Origin of the sequence: Robinsoniella sp. RHS, from assembly GCF_001029355.1 — a bacterium.
GTDB classification, from domain to species: domain Bacteria; phylum Bacillota; class Clostridia; order Lachnospirales; family Lachnospiraceae; genus Robinsoniella; species Robinsoniella peoriensis.
Map to the genome: position 1 here is coordinate 12,331 of NZ_JNGB01000096.1, position 25,045 is coordinate 37,375.

The 25,045-nt window shown below is 41.6% G+C and carries 20 protein-coding genes; 3 read left to right on the forward strand and 17 right to left on the reverse strand.

The genetic code is table 11. The annotated features are described in order from the left end of the window. Window positions 1–207 precede the first annotated feature (207 nt). Genes putP through proC form a run of 3 tightly spaced genes read right to left on the reverse strand, consistent with a single transcriptional unit; the run spans window position 208 to window position 3,996 of the window. Entirely contained in the window at window positions 208–1,752 is a 1,545-nt protein-coding gene (gene putP, locus RHS_RS23125) for a sodium/proline symporter PutP (protein WP_027296174.1), read from the reverse strand. A 30-nt stretch (window positions 1,753–1,782) separates the two neighbouring features. Then, window positions 1,783–3,162: an aminopeptidase gene (locus tag RHS_RS23130; RefSeq protein ID WP_044293833.1), complete on the reverse strand. Its 1,380-nt coding sequence runs from the start codon at window positions 3,160–3,162 to the stop codon at window positions 1,783–1,785. A 39-nt stretch (window positions 3,163–3,201) separates the two neighbouring features. Further along, the gene (gene proC / locus RHS_RS23135) at window positions 3,202–3,996 is read right to left on the reverse strand and encodes a pyrroline-5-carboxylate reductase (RefSeq protein WP_047834496.1); all 795 of its coding nucleotides are present in this window, start codon (window positions 3,994–3,996) and stop codon (window positions 3,202–3,204) included. A gap of 312 nt (window positions 3,997–4,308) precedes the next feature. Here proC and RHS_RS23140 point away from each other — a divergent pair, with 312 nt between their 5' ends. The 3 genes from RHS_RS23140 (at window position 4,309) to RHS_RS23150 (ending at window position 6,702) form a co-directional block, all read left to right on the forward strand. Beyond that, window positions 4,309–5,151 (forward strand): N-acetyltransferase, encoded by an 843-nt coding sequence (locus tag RHS_RS23140; RefSeq protein ID WP_044289685.1) that lies wholly within the window; start codon window positions 4,309–4,311, stop codon window positions 5,149–5,151. A gap of 73 nt (window positions 5,152–5,224) precedes the next feature. Continuing rightward, entirely contained in the window at window positions 5,225–6,097 is an 873-nt protein-coding gene (locus tag RHS_RS23145; protein ID WP_027296170.1) for a class I SAM-dependent methyltransferase, read from the forward strand. A 32-nt stretch (window positions 6,098–6,129) separates the two neighbouring features. After that, window positions 6,130–6,702 (forward strand): CDP-alcohol phosphatidyltransferase family protein, encoded by a 573-nt coding sequence (locus RHS_RS23150; RefSeq protein ID WP_242849159.1) that lies wholly within the window; start codon window positions 6,130–6,132, stop codon window positions 6,700–6,702. Between the two features lie 38 nt (window positions 6,703–6,740). On the opposite strand, the gene RHS_RS31740 is transcribed toward RHS_RS23150, so the two are convergent. The 14 genes from RHS_RS31740 to RHS_RS23215 form a co-directional block, all read right to left on the reverse strand. Continuing rightward, complete coding sequence (locus RHS_RS31740; RefSeq protein WP_395023423.1) at window positions 6,741–6,890, reverse strand: DUF6783 domain-containing protein; 150 nt, start codon at window positions 6,888–6,890, stop codon at window positions 6,741–6,743. Further along, complete coding sequence (rbsD, locus tag RHS_RS23155) at window positions 6,850–7,260, reverse strand: D-ribose pyranase (protein ID WP_047834497.1); 411 nt, start codon at window positions 7,258–7,260, stop codon at window positions 6,850–6,852. The genes RHS_RS31740 and rbsD overlap by 41 nt, the downstream gene beginning before the upstream one ends. Window positions 7,261–7,321: 61 nt before the next feature. Next, window positions 7,322–8,218, reverse strand: coding sequence for a ribokinase (gene rbsK / locus RHS_RS23160; RefSeq protein WP_027296167.1), 897 nt, complete (start codon window positions 8,216–8,218; stop codon window positions 7,322–7,324). Window positions 8,219–8,241: 23 nt separating this feature from the next. Continuing rightward, window positions 8,242–9,234, reverse strand: a complete 993-nt coding sequence (locus RHS_RS23165; RefSeq protein WP_027296166.1) for a LacI family DNA-binding transcriptional regulator — start codon at window positions 9,232–9,234, stop codon at window positions 8,242–8,244. Between the two features lie 269 nt (window positions 9,235–9,503). Beyond that, window positions 9,504–11,234, reverse strand: a complete 1,731-nt coding sequence (locus tag RHS_RS23170; RefSeq protein ID WP_044289684.1) for a Na/Pi cotransporter family protein — start codon at window positions 11,232–11,234, stop codon at window positions 9,504–9,506. Between the two features lie 247 nt (window positions 11,235–11,481). Further along, complete coding sequence (gene trxA, locus RHS_RS23175; RefSeq protein ID WP_027296165.1) at window positions 11,482–11,790, reverse strand: thioredoxin; 309 nt, start codon at window positions 11,788–11,790, stop codon at window positions 11,482–11,484. 78 nt (window positions 11,791–11,868) lie between these two features. Then, window positions 11,869–12,294, reverse strand: a complete 426-nt coding sequence (locus tag RHS_RS23180; RefSeq protein WP_027296164.1) for an Rrf2 family transcriptional regulator — start codon at window positions 12,292–12,294, stop codon at window positions 11,869–11,871. A 165-nt stretch (window positions 12,295–12,459) separates the two neighbouring features. Next, window positions 12,460–13,464 (reverse strand): DUF4179 domain-containing protein, encoded by a 1,005-nt coding sequence (locus RHS_RS23185; RefSeq protein ID WP_044293817.1) that lies wholly within the window; start codon window positions 13,462–13,464, stop codon window positions 12,460–12,462. Continuing rightward, on the reverse strand, window positions 13,461–14,021 hold the full coding sequence (locus RHS_RS23190; protein WP_047834498.1) for a sigma-70 family RNA polymerase sigma factor: 561 nt from the start codon (window positions 14,019–14,021) through the stop codon (window positions 13,461–13,463). Before RHS_RS23190 ends, RHS_RS23185 begins: the two co-directional genes overlap by 4 nt. Window positions 14,022–14,425: 404 nt before the next feature. Then, entirely contained in the window at window positions 14,426–16,087 is a 1,662-nt protein-coding gene (locus RHS_RS23195) for an alpha-glucosidase (protein WP_047834499.1), read from the reverse strand. Window positions 16,088–16,354: 267 nt separating this feature from the next. Beyond that, window positions 16,355–17,374, reverse strand: coding sequence for a LacI family DNA-binding transcriptional regulator (locus RHS_RS23200; RefSeq protein WP_047834500.1), 1,020 nt, complete (start codon window positions 17,372–17,374; stop codon window positions 16,355–16,357). Between the two features lie 38 nt (window positions 17,375–17,412). After that, the gene (locus RHS_RS23205) at window positions 17,413–18,114 is read right to left on the reverse strand and encodes an MBL fold metallo-hydrolase (RefSeq protein WP_047834501.1); all 702 of its coding nucleotides are present in this window, start codon (window positions 18,112–18,114) and stop codon (window positions 17,413–17,415) included. A 74-nt stretch (window positions 18,115–18,188) separates the two neighbouring features. Beyond that, window positions 18,189–19,040, reverse strand: a complete 852-nt coding sequence (locus tag RHS_RS23210) for a putative manganese transporter (protein WP_047834502.1) — start codon at window positions 19,038–19,040, stop codon at window positions 18,189–18,191. Window positions 19,041–19,302: 262 nt separating this feature from the next. Next, window positions 19,303–25,045 (reverse strand): GDSL-type esterase/lipase family protein (locus tag RHS_RS23215; protein WP_395023424.1); only part of this gene is annotated, 5,743 nt, incomplete at its 5' end.

Genomic DNA, 25,045 nt, shown 5'->3' on the forward strand with positions numbered 1-25,045 from the left:
CAACCTGTTATTTACATGTGTTTTTATAACTGAACATCTTTTAAACTGGAATATTTTGAACAGAACTGTCCGGAAAAACGAAATGTTTCTTCTATTATATAGTGTATTAGTTTAAATAGCAATCACTAATCTAGTAATTTCAAAAAAGGAGAATCCAGAAAGCACTGCCGGATTCTCCTTTTTCATTAAAATAATATTTTCTTAATTTTAGCCTTCTACTCTTTTATTCGCCACATCATCAAATTCCTTCAGCATCTCTTCATCCGGAGCTGCTGTCATGAGACTCACTGCAATAATCAGTATAATACTGATGGCAAAACCAATAACCAGTGAGTATAATCCGGTGGAGGCTCCAAGCGTCTGTCCTCCAAACGGAATATAATCCCAGACAATAACTGTCAGTCCCCCGGAAACAATACCTGCTATAGCACCTGCTATATTAGTTCTTCTCCAAAATAAGGAAAGTAATACAGTCGGCCCGAATGCTGCACCTAAACCTGCCCAGGCATTGGAGACCAGCCCCATAATGCTGCTGTTTGGATTCAGGGCAATGATGTATGCCAGCACTGCAACAGCAATGACAGTGATACGGCTGAGTTTTAATACATGTTTTTCTTCTGCCTTTGGATTAATAAATCCCTGATATAAATCTTTTGATACGGAAGATGCCGTTACCAGCAATTGAGAGTCTGCCGTTGACATAATCGCTGCCAGAATACCACAGAGGAATATTCCTCCGATAAACGGCAGTGCCAGATCTTTTGTAAACAACTGTGTAATCATGGCAATGAAAACATTTTCTGCTGAATCTGCTCCTGCGCCGCCTAAAAGTGTCGGATACAGGTATGCTCTTCCGATGACCCCGATGATTACTGCCATACCAAGGGATATCAATACCCACACAATCGCGATAACTCTGGATTTTTTTAATTCCTTCTCACTTCTGACCGCCATAAAACGTGTCAGGATATGAGGCATTCCACAGTATCCAAGTCCCCATCCTATCTGGGATATAATATCCACTGCCCGGTAGGACTCTCCACCATTATGCATCAGATTTAAATAGGAATCTGCATTTACGCCGCTGGCTGCCAGATTTGCAGTCACCGTGTCCGGACCCATTACAAAATAAGCGACTATCGGTACTACCAGAAGTCCTACCAGCATCAGCATCCCCTGAATAAAATCAGTAAGGCATACTGCAAGGAATCCTCCCATGAATGTATAAGCCAGAATAACGGCTGCCCCTATCGTTAATGCAACGCGGTATTCAATTCCAAATACACCGGCAAATAATTTACCTCCTGCAGCTAATGCAGAAGCCGTATATACGAGGAAGAAAATAACAATAACAATCGAAGAAATCAACAGCAATATTTTATTCTTATCGTGAAAACGGTTTTCCAGATATTCCGGAAATGTGATTGCATTATTTGCCCTGATTGTATAACGGCGAAGACGGGATGAAATGCACACCCAGTTAAATACGGTTCCAATAAATAAACCGACTGCTATCCATGCCTGCCCTGTTCCCAGTGCATAAACTGCTCCCGGCAGACCCATGAGCAGCCACCCGCTCATATCAGAAGCCTGTGCAGACAAAGCCGCCACCCAGCCGCTTAACCCACGGCCTCCTAAAAAGAAATCATCTGTGCTTTTATTCTTTTTCATGGTCACCACACCGATTCCCATCATCATTGCAAGATAAGCAACAAATGCAATCAATATCCAAATTATAGAACTTTTCTCCATGTACCTTTTCCTCTTTCTCCTTCTTTTTCTTTACATATATTTTAAGAATGCCTGGTATCCCAGATACGCTTCATATATATCCACCTTGCTGGTAATCTCCCATGGTGCGTGCATGTTCAGTACGGCAACACCGCTGTCAATAACCTCCATACTGTAATTCGCCAGGATAAAAGCAATGGTTCCGCCGCCGCCCTGGTCTACTTTTCCAAGCTCTGCTGTCTGGAAACTAACCTGGTTTTCATCCAAAACCCTGCGTATGTCTGCAATATATTCCGCATTGGCATCATTGGAGCCGGATTTACCCCTTGAACCGGTGTATTTGTTAAATGTCAGTCCCCTGCCTAAGAAAGCACTGTTGTTTTTCTCCATAACACTTGGATAATTCGGGTCAAAGGCAGCACTTACATCGGAAGAAAGCATCTTAGAATTTTTCAGGGCACGGCGCAGCTTCAACTCACTGTAATCTCCGGTACAGTTCATAACCTCAGCAACCGTATTCTCAAAAAACTTAGACTGCATACCGGTTGCCCCCACGCTTCCGATCTCCTCTTTATCCACTAAGAGGCAGACTGCCGTTCTGGTTGTGTTAGCCAACTGCAGCATAGCCATGTATGATGGATAAGCACATACACGGTCATCCTGTCCATATCCCATAACCATACTTCTGTCCAGTCCGTAATCCCTTGCTCTTCCCGCAGGAACAGCTTCAAATTCTGCAGACAGGAAATCTTCTTCTTCTATTCCGTACTTTTCCTTGAGTATCTGAAGAATCTGGGCTTTTACCGGCTCTTTATCATCTCCGTCTAACGGAATACTGCCTATTAATATGTTCAGGTCTTCCCCTTCAATAACTTTATTTGCTTTTTTCTCCAGCTGGGTACCGGATAAATGAATCAATAAATCAGAAACTCCAAATACAGGTTCTGACATCTCTTCTCCAATGGAAACTTCCACAATGCTTCCATCTTTTTTCGCTGCAACACCATGCAGGGCAAGGGGATGTGCAACCCACTGATACTTTTTCACACCGCCATAGTAGTGTGTTTCCAGCATTGCGAGATCATTATCCTCATATAATGGATTCTGTTTCAGATCCAGTCTCGGTGAATCAATATGTGCTCCCAGAATATTCATACCCTCTTCCATGGGGACTTCTCCGATATGAAACAGCGCAATTGTTTTTCCCATATTTGCAGCATATACTTTATCCCCTGACTTTAAAACTCTTCCGGAAGAAACAATTTGATCCAGATCCTCATAGCCAAAAGACTGTACCTGCGCAATCACTTCTTTTACACATTCCCTCTCTGTTTTACATTTGGAAATGAAATCTTTATATCCTTCATTAAAAGCAAATACTTTTTCACGACCTGCCTCATCATATTTTTTCCATGCATTTTCCCGTTCCATATTATGTCATCCTTTCTGTTTCTTTTATTTAAAATATAATTACATACCTCTGGATTTCTTTACACATGCCTTCATGGCTTCGATCACAGCACTTCTCATACCTTTTTCTTCCAATACACGCACTGCCTCGATGGTTGTTCCTCCCGGTGAGCAAACCATATCCTTTAATTCCCCCGGATGCTTTCCGGTTTCTAAAACCATCTTTGCACTTCCAAGTACTGCCTGGGCTGCAAATTTATAAGCCTGGGCTCTTGGCATTCCATCGGCTACCGCACCGTCAGCCATGGCCTCAATAAACATAAATACATAAGCCGGAGCACTACCGCTTACAGAAACCACCACGTCCATTAGATGTTCACTGATTACTTCTGTGGAACCGCATGCTCCCAGAATCCTGCATACCATCGCTAATTCCTCAGAAGACACCAGTTCATTTGCGCAGACTCCGGTAATCCCTTCCCCTACCAGGGCCGGTGTATTTGGCATACAGCGAATAATTTTAAGGGGTTTTTCAAATACATCACCCAGCCATTCAAGAGTCTTACCGGGAGCTATGGACACCACGATCTTATCAACGTTAACTGCATCTCTGATCTCTTTGATTACCGCTTCATAATACTGTGGTTTAACCGCCAATACAATCACATCCGACTGCTTTGCAACTTCTTTATTATCTAAGGTAGTGCAGATGCCAAACTTTGCTTTAATTGCATCCAGACTTTCCTGTCTGGAAGTAGATCCTATAATTTCATCTGCAGGAATCAACTCATTTTTTAAAATCCCGCCCAGCATCGCTGTCGCCATATTTCCACATCCAATAAATCCTATTTTCATTTAAGAACCTCCTGATTTTAATCTCTTTACCATTCTGCAGGTGCATTTCTTTCACACTTTACCATTGAATAGCGCAAGCTGGCTTGTGCTATTCCTAAATCAGCAGTGTGAAAGCGGTTTTCTTTCACACTTTACCCCATGAATAGCGCAAGCTGGGCTTGTGCTATTCCTAAATCAGCAGTGTGAAAGCGGTTTTCTTTAACACTTATCTTTCACTTTATCAAATTAACGGGATTCGGTCAAGTTTTTCATTGAATATCCTTACATTTTGAACTATAATGATTAGAAGATTTTCTTTAAGGGAGCGCACCTATGATAAAAGACAATGCTTATATGAAATTAATAGAAGAGATTTCTCTCAATGCATGGCCTTCGCATAAGATCGAACTTTATGACGGATGGCTGATCCGTTTTTCCCACAACTATACCTACCGTACCAATAGTGTAGAGCAGGTTGGCATCTCTAATCTTCCGGTTGAAGAAAAAATAGCATATTGTGAATCCATGTATGCCAACTTTCATACCCCGGTTAATTTTAAAATCAATCCCATGATCGATCCGTCTTTTGACCGGATCCTGGCGGAACGAGGGTATAGCGTGGAGCATATAACTGATGTGATGACTATGCCTATGGAACAATTTCATATGTTCCCTTATGAATCTATTGAATATGAATATTATGGAAGAAACTCAAACCTACCTTCTTCCGTTTTTTATCCGAATGATACGATCGTCCAGCTGCGGGACCGCATTACGGATGACTGGATAACTTCTCTATTTCGTTTAAACGGTACCACCAATCCTACACTCAGGAGGATTGTGCCTTCAATGTTTAAGGCAATCCCAAAGGAAACAATCGTCGCTTTTATCGAAATCGACGGACGTATGGTTGCATCCGGTCTGGGTATTTTGGACCGTGCCCACATTGGCCTTTATGCCATTTATGTGGACGCAAGCTGCAGACGCAAAAACTTTGCGCGTTCAATTTGCAGCTCAATTCTGGAAGAAGCAAGAAAAAAAGGTGCTGAGCATGCTTATCTTCAAGTGGTAGATGGCAATACTTCCGCTAAGGACCTTTATATTTCACTAGGATTTGAAGATTTTTATACTTACTGGTTCCGTTCAAAAAGGAACCTGGCAGTCCATAAAGTTTGACTTCACACGAAAGACGCAGAATGCTTTACGGACTACCGGATACAAAATTTAACTAGGAAAGGTAATATGTAATATGTGGATAGCTGATAATTGGAAAGATTACGAAGTAATTGATACTTCTTGTGGAGAAAAATTAGAGCGGTGGGGGGATTATATTCTCGTCCGTCCTGACCCCCAGGTTATCTGGGATACACCGAAAACCAACAGAGGCTGGAAAAAGATGAATGGCCACTACCACCGCAGTAAAAAAGGCGGGGGTGAATGGGAATTCTTTGATCTTCCCCAGCAATGGAGTATTTCTTATAAAAGCCTGACTTTTAATTTAAAACCTTTTAGTTTTAAGCATACCGGTCTTTTCCCGGAGCAGGCGACAAACTGGGACTGGTTTTCTGATAAAATCAAACATGCAGACCGCCCCGTTAAAGTACTGAACTTATTTGCCTATACCGGAGGCGCTACCCTGGCAGCCGCTGCCGCAGGCGCTTCGGTGACCCATGTGGACGCTTCTAAGGGCATGGTAGGATGGGCGAAAGAAAATGCCCGCTCTTCTAATCTGGAAGACGCACCAATCCGCTGGATTGTAGATGACTGTGTGAAATTTGTAGAACGTGAAATCCGACGCGGCAGTCATTACGACGGAATTATTATGGATCCTCCTTCCTACGGACGGGGTCCTAAAGGCGAGATCTGGAAAATTGAGGATGCCATTCATCCTCTCATTAAATTGTGTGCACAGCTTTTGACAGAAAATCCATTGTTTTTCCTGGTAAATTCTTACACCACAGGACTTGCACCAGCTGTTCTGACATATATGCTGGCAACTGAATTAAAACAATTTAACGGAAAAGTCGACTCTCAGGAGGTAGGACTTCCTGTATCCGGCAATGGACTTGTGCTTCCCTGCGGAGCATCCGGCCGCTGGGAATCAAAACCAAAAACCCGATAACTGGTTATTAATTTAAGAAGGAGCTTTGTTACATGGATCTTAATCACGATATGCCGCTTAAAAAGCAACTGTTCACCATCCCCAATCTTATGGGGTATTTCCGTATCATCCTGATACCGGTTTTCGTATGGCGCTACATTACTGCTGACAGCATAACTGATTACAGAATAGCCGCCATCATTGTAGCAGTCTCCGGATTAACCGATATGTTTGACGGGAAAATAGCCCGACGCTTTCATATGATTACCCCTTTAGGCAAAGCACTGGATCCCATTGCAGATAAGCTGACTCAGGGGGCTATGGCACTCTGCCTTGTATTTCGTTTTCAGTGGATGATGCCTCTCTTAATTCTCTTCATTATAAAAGAAGGTTTTATGGGCATCATGGGAATTCTGCTGCTGAGAAAGGGCAAGATGCTAAATGGTGCTATGTGGTTTGGTAAAGTATGTACAGCAGTACTGTATGTCATTATGTTCATACTTTTCCTTTTTCCAAGCATCCCTTTGGCCGCAGCAAACGTACTGATCGTCATCTGCATTGGTTTCATGCTGCTATCCCTGTTTATGTACATACCGGTATTTGCCCAAATGCATAAAGAAAAATAAGATATCTGTAAACAAGCAACAGCCAGTCCTATGAAAAGTTAACTCATCCTTTTGTTGTGACTGGCTGTTCTAAAGCCTGTTTGAAAATTCATTCCTGCCATCTGCACACCCCACTTTGCGGCATATTTGCCCCGAATTAGAGCTCTATCAAGCAAAAATACATCCCGACTGTAAAATAATATTTGCATATGGCGTAATCTCGCCGGTACGTATCACCGCTTTACAGGATTTTGTTCTGTCTTTTAAGTCACTATGGGATATAAACACGAGTTCCGGACCCTCTTGCTGATCAGCAAATAATTTTTCAATTTCCAACAGCATCTCATGATTTTTATCTTTGATCTCCTCTGCCAAAATCAGTCTTTCTATTTTCATATCTTCTGATACTACTTTTAATACTTCCATAAATCCAGGATGTCCGAAACTTAATGCTAAATCTATTCGCCTTATTCCATCGGGAATGGGCAGTCCGCAATCTCCGATTGCGATTAAATCTGTATGCCCCATATTGGATAATACTTCTGAGATATCGCTATTTAAAATTCCATGCTTTTTCATCTTTATACCTCCTGCATATCGCTGACCACCAGTGTTTTAATAAGCAGTTTGAAAGAAACTTTCAAACTTCCATCTCCTTCATAGCATCCAGCACCTGACTTCGGCATGGCATCCCCCCCTGGGCTCCGAACTTCTCTGTTGACAGACTGGCAGCTGTATTGGCAAACTGCAGTGCATTTTTTATATCACTTCCACTGGCAATTTCAACGGTAAATGCCCCGTTTAAAGTATCGCCGGCTCCGGTGGTGTCAACGACGTTTGCTTTTCTTGCCGGTACTACCAGGATCTCTCCTGAATTCAGGCAAGTTGCTACGCCTCTGCTGCCCTGGGTAATAATCAGCTTTTCCGGATATTTCTTCAACAGTTCCCCGGTAGTCATTTCATCTCCAAATAATATGACTGCCTCGTGTTCATTTGGAGTCAGGTAGGTAACCTTATCCAGAATCTCTTTTCTGACAGGTCTTGCCGGACCTGGGTTCAGGACAATTTTCACCTGACTTTCATAACATTTTTCTATGACGTATTCAATCGTTTCCTGCGGAATCTCATGCTGAAGCAGTACAATATCACATTTCCGCAGTTCATCCAGAATTTGATCCACATATTCCCGATCCACGCAATTATTTGCTCCGGCAACAACGATAATGGTATTGTCATTTTCACCTACCGTAATCAATGCCAGCCCGGTTGATACGTCAGGTATGACTTTTATATGATCTGTAATGACCCCTGCGTTTTGGAGATTCTCAAGCAAGGCTGCTCCTGCATCATCGTCTCCCACACATCCGAACATCTCAACCTGAGCTCCCAGCTTTGCCATAGCTACAGCCTGGTTCGCGCCTTTCCCACCGGGTATATAGTGTACATCTTCCCCGCGTAAGGTCTCTCCTTTTAACGGAATACGCTCTGCTGTTACCGTCATGTCCATATTAATGCTCCCTACTACTGCTGTTTTCATACTATTCTCCTTTTCTGCACTCTTTAAATTTCATTAGACGTATTTAACGTTGTTTCCCTTTTTATCAGCTTCACTTCAAATATTTTCTTTATAGCCTCTTTTCCTTCTACCGCACGAATCAATGCTTCCACAGCTGCCTTTCCCATTTCACCAATGGGCTGGGATACTGTTGTCAGCTCCGGTGTCACTAACCTGCTGAGACTGATATTGTCAAATCCAATAAGCTGTATGTCCTGAGGAATACGGTATCCCTCTCTTATCAGAACCTTATATACAGAAATAGCTACCATATCATTCGCGGCAATAATACCATCTGTCTGCGGAAACTTTTCCAGAATCTCCCTTGCCTTGTTCAGTCCATCCTCATAATCATACCTGCAGTCAATAACCGATTCCTGCAGCCCTCTTTCACGGCAGACATCCTGATATCCCTGATAACGCCGCCGTGCACTGGAAAACTTGAGCGGTCCTCTCATATGCACGATATGCTCACAGCCGCAGGATATCAGATATTCCATTGCTATCCTGCCTCCAGTATAATGATCGGACTGAATGCAGGCACTTTCCCCGCCTCCTTCTAGCTGCCGGTCGATCATCACAACCGGTATCCTGCATTTGTGCACCTCGTTCTCCATCTTCTCCTGGTTTGTCATTAGAATAATACCATCTGCATTCATCCGGTCCAGTAAACTCAGATTCTTCTTTTCTTTCTCCAGATCATTATTCGAATTGCAAAGGGTTAAACGATATCCCCGCCGATAGCTTTCCTCTTCAATAGCCTTTGCCAGTTCATTGAAAAATGGATTTTCTATATTCGGAACGATCATTCCGATAATCCGGGAAGACCTTTTAAAAAGGGAACGGGCTACTTCATTTGGTTTGAAACCGGTTTCTTGTATTGCATTTAAAACCCTCTGCCTCTTTTCCTCATCTACATTTGCTGTTTCATTCATAACTCTGGATACCGTAGCCGGAGAAACTCCCGCTATTTTTGCCACATCACGAATACTTACCATATACAGAACCTCCATGTCATCACTTTGAAACCCGTTTCAAGATATTTATATTATATTCTTTGCTGTATTGGGTGTCAAACGTTATTTGCCTGAATTTTTTTTTTCATCATTTCAGATATTATTTATATTATTTCCCTGTGAATTCCACTTAGGATTTATATAATTTCACTAAACAAATTATGTTTGAGATTATACTCAAAAACTGAGAGACTGCACAAAAGGACGGAAATAGGAATATTGCTTTCCCATTTTCGTCCTTTCCAGACTGACTATACAGCGACCGAAGTCGGCTGTCCATTTCCATTTACCAGTTCTTTTATATCCTGTATATCATGACTAAGGTCTAAATCCTCTGTTAATACTTCGGCTATACTCATACAGTTATTTCCCATGCGTTCAAGACTATGCAGCACTGCTGTAAATTCTACCGTGAAATCCGGACTGCACTTTCCTTTTTTCAAACGATCCATATGATTCTTCAGTAAACGCACCTCTAATGAAAGAATATCCTGTTTCTGTAATATAACATTGCCTGCATTTTCGATATTGCCTGTCTGAAGCGTATTGATACAATTATCAAGCATCTCACTGATGCTTTCCATAGTCACCTGAATTTCTTTCACGGCATCTTTTGAGAATCGGAATCCTTTTTCCTGCTTACTCCTGGACGCCCGGGCGATATACAGTCCGTTCTGTGCCATGCGCTCCGATTCTCCCAGAACATACATGTAAGATGCCGTCTGTCTTGCCTGATCTTCTGTCAGTACCCCGTCAGCCATCAGACCTGACATATGCTTCACTGCCTTTTTCTGTACAGAATCAATCATCTCAGCCATATGTTCTGCCTGTTTCAAAGCATTCTCATCTCTATTAATAAATGCATTTTTAGAATCCAATAGTACTGTCCTGACGTTCTGGGCTACATGGATTACTTCTTTACGAATCAGATGCAGGGCAAATACCGGTTGATTCACAATGGTAGAATCAATAAACATCGGCTCATTTTCTCTTGCCTCATTATCATCTTTACCGGGAATAATCCACATTACAATCTTAACCATAAGCCAGATTAAAGGAAGCCAGATTAACGTATTCGCAATATTAAAGGTTGTATGGGCATTGGCGATCTGTCTCGAAATTACATCAACTTCATTTCCTTTTGGTGAAATCCACTGTACGAATTTTGCAAACCATGGGATGATACAGATAAACACCAGACTTCCGCTTATGTTAAATACACTATGTGCCACTGCGGTACGTTTGGCATTCCTGGACTGCCCTACCGATGCCAGAAGTGCTGTTATTGTAGTACCGATGTTGTCACCCAGAAGAATCGGTATCGCACCTGCAAGTCCGATAACACTGGTAACTCCATCCGCTCCCGGCTGAATTGCAAAATTCTGTAAAACTGCAATGGTTGCGCTGCTGCTCTGTACTACCAGAGTCATAACCGTTCCCAGCAATACACCCAGCACCGGTATTTCAGATACTTTTGCAATCATATCTGTAAAGATCGGACTGGCAGCTAATGGCTTCATTACGTCACCCATTGTTATTATTCCTACAAATAGTAAACCAAATGCAAAGATAGTCTGACCTACACTCTTTACTTTTTCTTTTTTTGAGAAGAAGAAAATCACGAACCCGATAAATACAATCGGCCATATGTAATCATTAATTTCAAAAGCAATTATTTGGGCTGTCATCGTTGTTCCGATATTAGCACCCAGAATAACAGAAATTGCCTGGGGCAATGTCATCAGACCTGCACTTACAAAACCAATTACCATTACTGTCGTTGCACTGCTGCTCTGCAAAACTGCTGTTACAAGAGCTCCGGCCAGAACTCCAAGCACCGGATTCTTTGTCAGAAATCCCAGAATCATCTTCATTCTTTCTCCGGCGGCTTTCTGAAGTCCCTCGCTCATCATGTTCATACCATAAATAAATAGTGCCAAACCACCCAATAGACCAAAAATCGTCTGCAATGTACTATTCATACGTTTTCTCCCTTAAACCTGTAAAATTTTTATTATAAAGCCAGATTATCATAACTATGTAAAATGTAATCCGAAGTTTTGTAAAGTTCTTGTAAAATTTTCTTAAAGTTCAAAGCCTGTACCCCTTAAAAAACGCAAAAAAACAGACCTTCCTTTGCCGTTCCCGGCACCTCAGTATGACTTTACAATCAAATACTGTGAAAAGGACTGTCTGTTCTTCATTATATATTTATTTTTAAATTTAGGTTTAACCGATTAAGTTCAGGATCTGTTGTTTTGATCCGGCTCCAACCATTGGCTTCTCCGGCTGTCCATTGCGGAATACCATTAAGGTAGGAATGGACATTACTTTGTATTTTGCAGCCAGATTTGGATTCTCATCTATATTAACTTTAGCGATATTTACAGATGTATCCTCATCTGCAATCTGCTCCAGGATCGGACCTACCATTTTACATGGTCCACACCAGTCAGCATAAAAATCAACTAATACAGGTCCCTGTGCCTGTAAAACATCTTGTTCAAAGCTAGATTCATTTGTTTTAATAAGACTCATAAGCTATTACTCCTTTTTTTATTGTATTATCTCTCATATTTGTGATTTTATTCTTTGTTGCAAAGTTTCATTCTGCCATTAAAGTGCGGGTTTTGATTTAAATATTTTGTCATCAATATTCTGTATGGAGATCTGACTCAGGCGCTTTTTACAAGCATCATCCAGATCCTCATAGATCTCATCCATAATATCCGCCATTCCGGAAGCTATCAAACATTTCAAGCAGGAATTTCCCGAACGCCATCCGGATGAAACGATCTTGGTATCCAACGCATCACAAATCTGCTGCAGATTTACGGCATTTGGATCCTGATCAAAATAATATCCACCCTCGATACCTTCCTTGGTTACAACAAGCCCGGCTTTTTTTAGCTTCGCCATAACTTTCCGTATTCTGGCTGGGTTGGTACAGACATTTTCTGCCAGTACATCACTGGCTAAAATCGTTTTTTTATGATTAAGAAAAACTATCGCATGGACTGCCACTGTAAATTCGCTGGTCACATTCCCTCCCACCTTCTCTTTTATCTATCTGTTATCTTGTTAGTTACAGTTGATACTGTAATAATATCAATTACAGTTCGTTTTGTCAAGTAGTATTTCAATATTTTTTTATTTAAATTTCGACAAAATGGAGGCTGCAGTCTGCAGCCTCCATTTTCAGTATTATTACTTTAATTCAATTGTAAAAGGTTCGCCAACCTGTTCAAAATCGTTACTCATTTTTCCGCTTTCTTTTGGAAAAGCTACCGCATAAAGCGTCAGTGTAACGGAAGATGCATTTTCTCCGATATGAGGTCTTAAATCATCAATGTTGAAGCGTCCCCTGCCGCTGCCTGCCCTAGAGAGATAGAAGCTGATTTCATTGCCCAGATCATCCGTACCTTCCAGTTTCATATCATATTCGCAGCGATCCGTATTATATGTGAAGTATATTTTTTCTCCCAATGCGTTGTTGGTAAATTCACTTAAAGTAACCTGGGTACCATCCGGGAGTTCAAAACTATTATCAAGCGCCCGTCGGAATGTATCGATACTTAACTTACTTCCATCCGCCTCAAATGCAAATTCCCAGTTACCACCGCCCTCACGGTCACTGAATACTAATTCAAAATCCAGTTTTCCGCTGGTGTCGAGTCCTTCAATATCATAATGCATTACACTTTGCATGGTATGCGGGTCTGCCAGCGCTGTTCCCCCGCTTGCACCTGTGCTTACATCTCTTCCATTGATATAGATACTGCCGCTAATCGTACTCATATCATTCTCTTTTAGCTCACGGTCGTAAACTTCTGAAGTAGAAACTACCAGCTCATTCTCATCCAGGATAACTGAATTTAATGTAATAGTCACTCCATCATCGCTTACGGACTGGTTCAATACACTTTCGTAAGGGGATAAATCCTTCTGAATTCCAAGTGAATTTGCAATCGTATAAGACACATATTTCATTGCAGCCTGTACTTCCCCTTTTAACGGACCTGCTGCCAGACCAACCGCGCACAGGCAGACACATGCAGCAGCCACTATTTTCTTTCCACTGTTTTTCTTTTTCATATTATGAATCACCTTCTTCTTTATTCTCTTATTTTCTATTTCCGTTAAATGTTCGTCTGAATATTCATTCAAATCTGTCTCTACTTCATTTAATAACTCATATATGTTTTTATTCATATGATATCTGCTCCTTTCCCATCTGAAAATAAAGCTCTTATTTTCTTCTTACCCCTGGATACACGATTATAAATAACTGCTTTTTTCAATCCTGTTTCTTCACTAATTTCGTCCATTTCCTGCTCTTCTACATATAACTTTAGAAATAATTCCCGGTCCTCCGGTGACAGGCAGGACAGCATCAGTTCCAGTTCATCTGAAATTTCCTGTTCCACTGTCTTTTGAATTGCCTCATCTTCTTTTACAATGACGACATCCTCCCAGTTTGAATTTTCCAGGTCTTTGGCATATTTTCTCAGATAATCAATTGCTTTATATCTGGCAATTCCTGCCGCCCAGTTTTTAAAGGTATTTTTTTCTTTCTCAAAGTAAGAAATATTATTCCAGATCCCTAAGAGAACGTCATTTAAACATTCCTCCTGATAATCTTTCAAAGCATACATGTGTTTTCCAATCACAGACTTTAAAAGTCCTCCATACTGGTCTATGATATACATAAGAGCTTTTTCGTTTCTTTTTTTTAATTGTTCAATAAAATTGTCTTCTCTTATTTTCATTTTTTCCCCCATGGATTTATTGCAAGCTTGCCAGAACGTGTTTTATAATTGCCGTGTCCGAAATGTACGATTCGGTTTTAAATGCAAACATGCTCCTGTAATACTATTTAAATATGATATATGAAACAATTGATCTTCCATATATTTTTTCTGACCGGTCAGGTAAGCTTACGTATTACCTGTTACACTTATTATTTCGTATTGGCTTAGGTAAATTCTATCAATATCATAACATTTTTTTTAATTTTTGTTTTAACCGATAAAAAAGCCATCAAATCTTACGTGATTTGATAGCTTTTTACTGCTTTTATATGAATCTAATTTGTTATATCTAAATATTTATCGATTCTGTTTTATCTTGAATATTACATTTTAAACATTTATATTAATGACTTTCCTTTAACTTATGCTTTGCACAAAACTGCAATTGCCTCATAAGGCTGAAGTACACCGGTTTTATGCTCTTTGTAATTAGATATTAACTCCTTGCCATCTTCTAATCCCCGGAACAAATCACATGCCTGAACTTCTTTTGTAAAGTTACATGCGACTACAATTTTTTCACCTTCCCAAAGCCTTTCGTAAGCATAAATGTGATCGTCCTCTTCCAAAAGCGGATTAAATCTGCCATGAACCATGATCTCATTTTCTTTTCTCAGGCGGATCAGTTTTTTATAGTAGTTATATACACTGTCTTTCTCTGCCATTTCAGCTTCCGCATTGATTTCCAGGTAATTTTTATTAACTTTAATCCATGGCGTACCTGTCGTGAACCCTGCATTCTCTTTCGTGTTCCACTGCATAGGGGTTCTGGCATTGTCACGGCTGATTTCTTTTAAGCAATTCATCATTTCTTCTTTGCCGGCAAGACCATTCTCGGTATATTCATGATAAGCATTGATGCTTTCAATATCACGATAGTCTTCTAACTTGCTGAAGTATGCATTTGTCATTCCCAGTTCTTCACCCTGGTAAATATATGGAGTTCCTTTCATCATATGAAGGCAGGTAGCCAGCATTTTTGCGGATACTTCACGGTACATAGGACTGTCATCGCCAAATCTGGATACGGCTCTTGGCTGGTCATGGTTATCCCAGAATAAACTGTTCCAAGCCTTTCCTTCCAGATTAATCTGCCATCTGTTCATTGCTTCCCGCAAATCTTTTAAAGGTACCTCTTTTGCAGACCATTTTCCGATTCTGTGGTCTCCCAGTTCCACATGTTCAAACTGAAATACCATGTTTAATTCCCCGGTTGTTTCTCCGGCATATTTTTTTGCTTCCTCTATGGTAACACCTGCTGCTTCACCAACGGTCATAATATCATATTTAGACAATACTTCCTGATTCATCTCTCTGAGATATTCATGTACATGAGGTCCATTACATACAAATGGGCCATTGTCTCCATAAAGTCCGTTTCTCACTTCACCATCCGGGAATGCCGGGTCCTTAGAAATCATGCTGATTACATCCATACGGAAGCCATCGATTCCTTTTTCGCACCACCAGGACATCATATCGAATACTTCCTTACGAACCTGTGGGTTTTCCCAGTTGAGATCCGGCTGTTTTTTGGAAAAGCAATGCAGGAAATACATATCCGTTTCTTTATCATATTCCCATGCAGAACCTCCAAAACATCCGCCCCAGTTATTCGGCTCTTTGCCGTTTTTACCTTCTTTCCAGATGTAATAATCACGGTACTGGTTATCTTTGCTCTTTTTGCTTTCTACAAACCACTGATGCTCATCGGAAGTATGGTTTACCACCAGATCCATAACGATTTTTATTCCGCGTTTATGAGCCTCAGACAGCATCCTGTCATAATCCTCCATGGTTCCAAAGTCACTCATGATCGCCTGATAATCAGAAATATCATATCCATTATCATCGTTTGGGGACTGATAGACCGGTGAGAGCCAGATTACATCAACGCCCAGGTCCTGCAGATAGTCCAGGTGTTCCGTTATTCCATTTAAATCTCCGATTCCATCTCCATTGCTATCAGCAAAGCTTCTTGGATAAATTTGATAAACTACGCTTTCTTTCCACCACTGTTTCATGTTTTTCCTCCATCTATTGACTCATAATTGTACAGTTTACTTTTTTCTGATTTCATCATATCATCGGAAATGCTGGAGCGTCAATAGGTTTCGTGCGAAACTATATATTATAACAATACTTTATTATTTTCATTATGCATATTATACAAAACGACAAAATCAAAAAACAGCCTGCCATAACATGGAACTGCCCCCAATAAGTCAAATCACAAAGTCCAACTTATTGGGGGCACATCAGATTTCTATTACAGTAAACTGTTTTAACATTTATTTCCCGGATCTGTCCCGGACGGAATCCCGGATTACCAGTTTAACCGGCAGCCGGGTATCTTTATTTTCCACTGTTTTATTTTCCATTACCTGAAGGAGACGTTCAAATGCCAGTGCCACCTTTTTTCTGTTTTCCTGCCGTACCGTTGTCAGCTTGGGACGTACCACTCTGGCAAGCATATTATCATCAAATCCAACCACCGAGATCTGGTCCGGTATTCCAATGCCCCTGTCATGGCATTCATTTATAAATTCCACTGCCAGATAATCCGCAGCAAAGAAAAGAGCCTGTGCTTTAAGGAAACGGGGCATCATCTCCCGGTATGTACAAAGGCGCACCGTTTCATAATGAGAAAGCAGAATGCGCCTGTTATCCATGCATAAAACCCCTGCTTCCTCCAATGCTTTTTGCATTCCCATCCAGCGGTATGCATCTGCATTTTCCTCGTACTCCGCCAGATAGAGGGGATCACGGTATCCCATATCCAGCAGATATTTTCCAGCCAGATATCCTCCGTGAAAATCATCGATTCCAATATTCACCATATCATGGGATTTGTCCTGATAGATATCAATTGTTACCATCGGTTTATTTAACTTTTTCTGCAGCTTCAGATAATCTTTTTCCGAATAAGCAAACAGAATCAGCCCATCCACATTCCATCTGGACGCTATATTAATTACGTTTTCCTGATTTTCACCGCCGATCAGCATCAAATAATAGCCGTGGCGTTCCACTATTTCATGTAATGCCCCAGTCATCTCGCTGACAAAAGGATCTCCGATAGCCGTATTCCCATGGGCCTTTTCATATCCGATCACAAGTCCGATAAGTTTTGACTTCTGATTGGTCAGTATCAGGGAGCCCATATTTGGAACATATTCTGCTTCTTTTAATAGCGCTGTAATCTTCTGAATTGTTTCTGGTGACACTTTTTTCGTTTTCCCATGCAATACATTGGAAACCGTTGTCCGGCTCACCCCCACCATATCTGCAATGTCCTGTAATCTTACCATATCTATCCCCCTGATTAGCAAAATCTTAAAGGCCAATCCTAATCAATCAGAAATTCCTGTCCTTCATAGGCGATATCGTATATTTTAGAACGGTAATTCTCTGACTCTTTCATTTCTTTTATTCGTTTGATCACACTGTAATCTTCCCAGAAATGCATGGGAAATACTGCTTTTACATCCGGTACGGTTCTTAAAAAATAATCCATACCCTGATAAAATTCCCCTTCTTGTCTTCCATCCAGCGGGAGAAATGCAGCATCAATTTCTTTATCTTTTATTCCGTCTACGATCTTCCGATAGACTCTGCGCATTTTTTCATTCCAGTCATCCGGCTCCAAGGTCCAGGTCCAGTCATTTAAATCCCCCGCATGATAAATGGTCTTTCCACCGGCGGTTACAAGAAATGCAACGCCTTCATCCGTGGAATGAAAGGTTTCTACCACAAGATCTCCTATCCTTTCTTCCATGTTTTTTCCCAGAAAAGTTGTTTTGGAAAGGAATTCTGCCGGAACCTGCTTCGTTTTGATATCGGATGAAAGAATATAGCAGATATTAGGATGAACTTTTTCAAGTTCAAAAATCACCCTGGAAAAATGGTCTCCATGCCGATGGCTTGCAAATACATAAAGGGGCTTTTCTTCTGATAAATCCGGGACTTTCCCCTGGAAATAATCAAACAATAGATAAAACTCCGAACCTTCAACTAAAAATGAACTGTGATGTATATAGGTGATTTTCATACTTACCTCCATTCAGATCTTCAGAGCGTGTGTAATGCTCTGTGACCTCAAAAATATTTACGACTGCGTTAATACTAAAATAATCCTCCAAACACCTGAATAACCACACCTGCCACAACCGAAATTCCGTACAGCAGTCCAACGATTTTCAAATTTTCTTTGGGGTTATGATTCATTTTTAATAACACTACCAGACCAATTCCCGCCCCGGTACACAGCCCGGATACGACGGATGCAAAACTGATTGCACCACTTAAATACAGCTCGGTCAGTATAACCGATGAGGCACAATTTGGTATCATACCAATCAGTGCCGCTATGAAAGGCTGAATCAGGGAATCTTTTAGTAGATATTCGGAAAGCCTCTGGGCACCAATCCAGTCCAATGCAACTTCCAGAACTAAATTAAACACCAATACATAGAGAAATATTTTTGCCGTATGGCGCAGGGCCGGCATTAAAATTCCGCCATGCCCTTCATGGCAGCCGCAGTGGTCACAGATTTCCCCGATTTCCTTCTTTCCTTCGCTTCGGCTTCGAAAGAAAATGTCTACTCCATATCCAGCAACAACTGCTATTATGATCTTCGTTATAATTAAATTGAGAATATCGGTTCCTCTGCCGGGATTGCCCATCAGGATCAGGATCGCCTCATCGGATGTAGCGATAAAGACTGCCAGCAGCGTTCCCAGTGTGATGATTCCTCCGGAATACAGATTTGCTGCAATAACAGAAAATCCGCACTGGGGAATACAACCCAGAACTGAGCCTGCTACCGGTCCTGCTTTGCCTACCTTATAAAGGGTTTTTTTCATAAATCCACTGGAGTAATGTTCTACTGCTTCTAAAATTAAAAAAGCTGCAAATAAAAATGGCAGCATCTGTATACTATCAAAAAATGCTTCTCGTAATGCTTCTGTAAACATATTCCCTCACTGTCTTCCTACCGGTTATGCATCTTACAATGCCCTACACGGTATTACGGCAACACGAAAATTTAAATGCCGCATCTTATTTATTATATTCACCATATCCGTGAAGCATTATACCATATTTGACCAGATATTGCTATGATATTTACGTTCACTTAATGATAAGTTTTTTTCCATAAGCCTGTATCCGTGTGAACCAGAAAAAGCGTCTCTGCCGGCGCTTTAGCACGCCGGCAATAGACGCTTTTTCTGTCACTTACTTATTTTCTAACCTTATTTTCTCAACGGAACTGTATTTTCCAAAAACTCTCTTTCCTGCAGAATCAATTTTGTATGCCCTTACTTTTACATAATAAGTCCTGCCGGTCTTGAGATTTTGGATCAGCGGATTTGTTCTGCCTGTGCGTACCCTGGTCATAGATTTCCTGAAATCTTTACTGGTACTATATTTAACCAGATATCCATCTGCCCCGCTGGTTTTTCCAAATCTTACCCGTATTCTGTCTTTTCCCGAAGTTTTTAACGTCAGGGATTTTACCCTGTCAACGCTGATCTTTTTCCATTTGGCGTATACGGTAATATTCTTTTTCGTTCCTTTCTTTATTTCCTTTATTTTGTTTTTATAGTTCTTATCGGTATACCATCCTGCAAACGTGTATCCTTTTCTTGCTGCTTTTTTTAATTTTGTGGTTTCATTTGTCAGGAAAACTGATGGATTGGATGTGGCATTTTTGCCTTTGTTTAATTTGTAGGTTATCCCATAGCCAATCCTTACCCTGCAGCTGGCACTCACATTGCTGCCGTCTCTTGACTCGGCTGTAATAACCGCTGTTCCTGGTGCTTTTGCCGTTATTCTGCCCTTGCTGTCCACAACGGCTGCTTTTTCATTGGAAGATGTCCACATTACCGCTTTCTCATCCGCATTGGAAGGGGACACCTTTGCAGTGAGTTTTACCTTTTTCCCTTTAGCAAGACGTATATCCTTCTTATTCAGTGTAATCTTCTCCACTTTTACCGGATTCTTCTGATACGTTGCTTTCACAACCAGGTTTCCCTGCACATTTGTATAAGCTTTATCCCACCCCATAAATGTATAACCTGCTATGGAAGGCGGATTTGGCGCTGTGGCATCTTTGCCTTTCTCCACGGTTTCTTCTTTCAGAAGTTTTCCGTCCCGGTCTAAGAATCTTACGGTATATTTTACAGACGGGACAGCAATTTCCTTATACACTGCCATGACAACCAGATTGCTCTGTACATTCGAATAGTCTTTGTCCCATCCGATAAATTCATATCCTTCTATCTCAGGCGGGTTTGGCGCTGTGGCATCTTTGCCTTTTTCCACATTCTGAGCCTTTAACAAATTCCCATCTTTTCCAAGGAAACGGACGGTAAATGTCTCGGTTGGGGGATTTACGGCTTCCTGAAACTCTGCCATAAAGTGCAGCGTCTTGCCTGCAAATGCAGTTTCCCCGCCCTGCTGGAAGGCAAAGTCTGCTTCTGTGCTGACTTCTGCTTTGTCTAACGTCCATCTGACAAATTCGTAACCTTCATTAGCATCTGCATGAATGGTATAAGTATCATTTTGTTTGGATATGGAAGTTTTTCCGCCTGCCGCATTCTGAGTGCCTGCCAATATCTGAGATTCATAGGCATCCTGTGTCAGTTTACTTACAGAATACGTATTATACCTGATTTTATCCAGGAACTGTCTCGTATTCCCCTGCTCATACAAGATCCCCACATCTGCGTTTGGCAGCTGGGTCAGGCAGGAATATGCAAAATAAACTCCTGTTTTCGTCACATCATACTGGTATTTCCAGTCAATTTCCGGATATTCCTCCCCTTTCGATATGTCATCATTTATTAAACCGATACGGATTACGCCGTGTCTTCTGGAGGACTCTACAGGTGCGGATAAAATGACTGCACGTTTTCCATCTATATAACCATCATAATTGATTACGGACAGCTGGCATCCGGAACCGCTTGCCAACAGAAGCCTGTCATCTAACGCTCCGTTTGTCCATGTCTCTCCTCCGTCTTTGCTGTAGGCGGTGGCAATTCTGCTTTTGACTGTTCTTGCAAATACCTGCAGGGTACCGCCTGGAAGTTCAATTAACTGGGATTCACTCATGGAACCTACGGTTGCCCGGTCAAATTGCGGGCTTCCACCCAGCTTCCAGGTTTCGCCATGATCATCGCTGTAAATGGTATGACACCACTGATCTCCATTTACATATTCATAGACCTGGAATAGCAGCCGTCCCTTATGTTCTCCATCTACAATCTGTATTCCTCTGCCTGGTCCTACACCTAAGAATCCCATGTCTTCCGTCTTCACCATGCCATTTAAATTCACAGGATCTGACCATGTCTTTCCCTGATCATCACTGTATTTCAGATAGAGATAAGAGGTCCTCAGAACCTGGAAGACAGATGTGTCATACATCACATTCATAGCTACATCCTGATCCGTCGTAACTGTTGTAATAGTATCATTATTGTATTCAATATCCTTTTGTTTTACAGTTAACGGCTCACCATTTTTAAGTACTTCAAAATTTCCGTTTAATGAATATTCCGTAGGTGCTCCGTTCTGATCGTAAATTACATTATTTTCCCGAACGGTATAATTATATTCGGTCTCTCCTGCTTTCTTTAGCTTCAGATATTTCTTACCATCTACCAGCGTATAACCACTGCCTTTCTGTGCTGACAAGGTGCCGGTTGCACTTGGGAATGCATCCACTAAGATAAAAATTCTTCCATTGGAATTGATGGTGCGGTCTTCTAAGAGTGCCGGATCGATAAATGCTGCGCTTCCTGCAACTGAAACAGAGGATCCTTCTTTAAATATCTGACCATTATCTGCAAAGTCATCAAAATGGAATGGAAGTATTCCCTCTGACCAGCTTCTGCCGCCGTCCGTGCTGGTACTGACTGCGGTATCCAGATTATTCGGAGCATCCTGGGTTCCTCCAAACCTCGCATCAATGGCTGAAATAACGGTTCCCTGCATAGTTGTCAGCATAGCCGGTATTCTGAAATAAGAAGAACCGGTCGCATCATTTGAGTGGAATGGTGGGTCTAACTGTTCATATCCTTCCACTTTAGTCATAGACTTACATGTTTCTTCATTCAGCGGTACCCCATAATATTGCAGTTTTTCCATACTGCCTGCATAGGTATATTTCACAGCACCGCCTCGCATGGTAGCACCAATCGTTACGGTATTCAGATGAGGCATATCAGACAGATATTTATACCCTCCAAGGACGGATGCTGCAAGTTCGAATTCCAGCTTGCCATTTACAAAGAGCTGATAGCTTCCTTTCTCTTTATCTGCCCGGAAAATCACTTTATTCTGTTCACCAATTCTGATTACTCCTGTTTTTAGTAATTCCGCCCCTTTGTAATCAAATACAGGATCTCCCTTTTGATTTCGGATTTCCACACCCAGGTTTTCCCCGCTGGTATAAACATGCATATGGGTATTCTGGGCGGCAGTTGCGGTATCATCCCCCAGTGAAACGCTGAACAGGGACTGAATAGATGCATTTGCAGAAGTAAAATCTACAAAAAGTGTTCCTTCCTCTAAATCTTTTATTTTCTCAATATATTTTCCTGTAAGATCAATTGGATGTCCGCTCTCAATCTCCATTTTGCCTTCATCAATGATCAGATACCTGCCTAAGGCTTTGATTGTAAATACCTGTTCTTCCGAGATTTCTCCGATACTTGCTTTTACCCTTACCGAATAGGTATTGCCTTCTGTCAATGTTTCTTTTACTTTTAACTGGTCGCCTTCAATGACGAACTTATGATTATCGGTATCCTTTTCTCCCTGGCAAAGACTATATTCAGGTGTTCCTTCCGGTGCCAGCGCACTGACATAGAACGTCCCAGCCAATGCGGACGGTGTCAGGTCTGTGAGCTTTGCAGCCAAAAAGCCAAGTCCGATTACCACTTCCCCTTCTTTCAATTCTACTGTTTCTGTTTGAAACGTAACTGATTTACTGGTTTCCAGCAAGTCTGCCTTTACCGTAACCTGATACGTCTTATTTACGGGTAAATTTCGAAGTGTTATCATCTTTTCCCCTTTTTTTGAAGAGGCAGCATATGTTTTACCATCGCAGACAGCCTGGATTTTAGTTACCCCAAAGGTACTACCATAAGTTTCTTCCAGAACTTTAATATCAACTGCAATTTTGTCTCCGGATGCAACTGCTCCTATTGCTTTGTCACTCTGCTCCTCCGTATGGGGAAGTTCGTATGACAGATTGCAGATAGGGCTGGTTTCATTATATAACCCGCATGCCCGGATCAACGACTGCGCCATATTCAACTGGCCATTTGGATTGGGATGAATGGTATCATTGTTCCAGTAGGTATTCTGCCACAAATACGCTCTTGTTTCTAATTCTTTGCTCCATTCTGTAAAATGATCGTCTAGCAGTGCATTTTTTTCTGCTGCAACGGTGCGTATTACTTCCGCATATCTTGGAAGATTTACCGCCCTGTTTCCGGCTTCCGGCCTGAGCGGGTTTGGTGTCCGTAATACGGCAACAGCACCTTTGTCATGTATTTTATCTACGATACTTTCCAGATTTGCTTTATAGCGGTCTATTGGAACCGTTTCATTTGAAGCATCGTTCGTTCCAAGCATGACGATTACAACATCTGCATTGTATTTATCCAGTCTTTCGTTGGAATTTTCCTCCTGCTCCGCTGTGGTTGCACCTGATACAGCCGTATTAATTACCACATCATCTTTTCTGCCCAGTTCATCTTTTAAATATTTTTCAAATGTCTGATGGATGGAATCATAGCCTTTTGTGTGCAGGGCGCCGTGGGTTATGCTGTCACCTACGAATAACCAGGTTGCAGGTTTTTTATTTTCTACAATTTCTTTCATTTGTTTTTGAAGATCATTTAACTCAGTCTGCGTAACCGGTTTAATCTGGCCTTCATCTCCTTGCATTACAGTTCCTGTAACGGCTGCAAGCTGTGTATCCCCGTCTTCAGACTTCACAGTTATCGTATAGCCTGCGCCTGTTGGGAGACCGCCAATCACTGCCTGCTTATTAATAAATCCGCCGCTTATGGTCTGATCCTCAATTAGCAGTTCATAACGCCACCCGGTAATGCCTTCGAATACCGAATCAGGGATATTTACTGTCAACTGTGTATCTGATGCCGTTACCCTTGGTGCTTCTCCGGAATACGTTGAAGGGGTCTTAACTTTTCTCAAAGAGAGGTCTCCTTCGCTCACCGGAAATCCTTCTGCGGTACCGTAGGTCACTTTTGCAAATTGTTTTGCAATTTCCAGATGTCCTAATGCATTTATTTTTCCCTGTTCATCCAGACAATTCTTTTTAAATGATTCATGGTCTGTATTCTTAAAATAGTCTGCTACCATAACTTTTGATTTCTGTGCATCGCTAAAGCCTTCGTATACCTCATGAACAGCCTCCGCATAAGCAGCAGCCATTTGGTTCCGGCTTTCATCTGCCTGGGCATAAGGTGTCTGAATAACCAGATAGCCTGTGCCATCACGCAGCCCAAGTGCTTTATCTGCCAGTGTCTGCAGGGATGCCTTAAATGCTTCCAGCCCTTCAGTTCCCGCCTGATAATCTTCTTCTCCTACCATCACGGCAAGCGCTCTCGGATCATATTTTCCAACCAGCTTCTCAAACTGATCCTTTACATCTGCGATTGTATTTCCGGCTTTCCCGGTATTGATCATATAGCGCTGACGCCCCATAACACCACCATTTTTTGTCCAGCGGATATACTCTTCAAACTGCCCCACATAATTTCGGATTCCCTGGGTTGCGCCGTAACCGCCTTCCACATCTGTTCCACCGGTAAATACCCAGGTATTATCTTTTGACTGGTCAAACATCTGCTCCGGTAAATCACATAATATTCCGCTTTCTGACTTGGTTATCTCCAGTGTATCTTCTAAACTGGCTGCTTCATCTGTTACCACTACG

What these genes read in the sequence shown, in the direction of transcription:
- putP (WP_027296174.1), bottom strand. Translation starts at nt 1,752, where the DNA reads ATGGAGAAAAGTTCTATAATTTGGATATTGATTGCATTTGTTGCTTAT.
- RHS_RS23130 (WP_044293833.1), bottom strand. Translation starts at nt 3,162, where the DNA reads ATGGAACGGGAAAATGCATGGAAAAAATATGATGAGGCAGGTCGTGAA.
- RHS_RS23165 (WP_027296166.1), bottom strand. Translation starts at nt 9,234, where the DNA reads ATGGTAAGTATTCGTGATGTGGCAAAAATAGCGGGAGTTTCTCCGGCT.
- RHS_RS23170 (WP_044289684.1), bottom strand. Translation starts at nt 11,234, where the DNA reads ATGAATAGTACATTGCAGACGATTTTTGGTCTATTGGGTGGTTTGGCA.
- trxA (WP_027296165.1), bottom strand. Translation starts at nt 11,790, where the DNA reads ATGAGTCTTATTAAAACAAATGAATCTAGCTTTGAACAAGATGTTTTA.
- RHS_RS23185 (WP_044293817.1), bottom strand. Translation starts at nt 13,464, where the DNA reads ATGAATAAAAACATATATGAGTTATTAAATGAAGTAGAGACAGATTTG.
- RHS_RS23195 (WP_047834499.1), bottom strand. Translation starts at nt 16,087, where the DNA reads ATGAAACAGTGGTGGAAAGAAAGCGTAGTTTATCAAATTTATCCAAGA.
- RHS_RS23145 (WP_027296170.1), top strand. Translation starts at nt 5,225, where the DNA reads ATGTGGATAGCTGATAATTGGAAAGATTACGAAGTAATTGATACTTCT.
- RHS_RS23210 (WP_047834502.1), bottom strand. Translation starts at nt 19,040, where the DNA reads ATGTTTACAGAAGCATTACGAGAAGCATTTTTTGATAGTATACAGATG.
- RHS_RS23140 (WP_044289685.1), top strand. Translation starts at nt 4,309, where the DNA reads ATGATAAAAGACAATGCTTATATGAAATTAATAGAAGAGATTTCTCTC.
- RHS_RS31740 (WP_395023423.1), bottom strand. Translation starts at nt 6,890, where the DNA reads ATGCAAATATTATTTTACAGTCGGGATGTATTTTTGCTTGATAGAGCT.
- RHS_RS23150 (WP_242849159.1), top strand. Translation starts at nt 6,130, where the DNA reads ATGGATCTTAATCACGATATGCCGCTTAAAAAGCAACTGTTCACCATC.
- RHS_RS23200 (WP_047834500.1), bottom strand. Translation starts at nt 17,374, where the DNA reads ATGGTAAGATTACAGGACATTGCAGATATGGTGGGGGTGAGCCGGACA.
- rbsD (WP_047834497.1), bottom strand. Translation starts at nt 7,260, where the DNA reads ATGAAAAAGCATGGAATTTTAAATAGCGATATCTCAGAAGTATTATCC.
- RHS_RS23190 (WP_047834498.1), bottom strand. Translation starts at nt 14,021, where the DNA reads ATGAAAATAAGAGAAGACAATTTTATTGAACAATTAAAAAAAAGAAAC.
- RHS_RS23205 (WP_047834501.1), bottom strand. Translation starts at nt 18,114, where the DNA reads ATGAAAATCACCTATATACATCACAGTTCATTTTTAGTTGAAGGTTCG.
- proC (WP_047834496.1), bottom strand. Translation starts at nt 3,996, where the DNA reads ATGAAAATAGGATTTATTGGATGTGGAAATATGGCGACAGCGATGCTG.
- rbsK (WP_027296167.1), bottom strand. Translation starts at nt 8,218, where the DNA reads ATGAAAACAGCAGTAGTAGGGAGCATTAATATGGACATGACGGTAACA.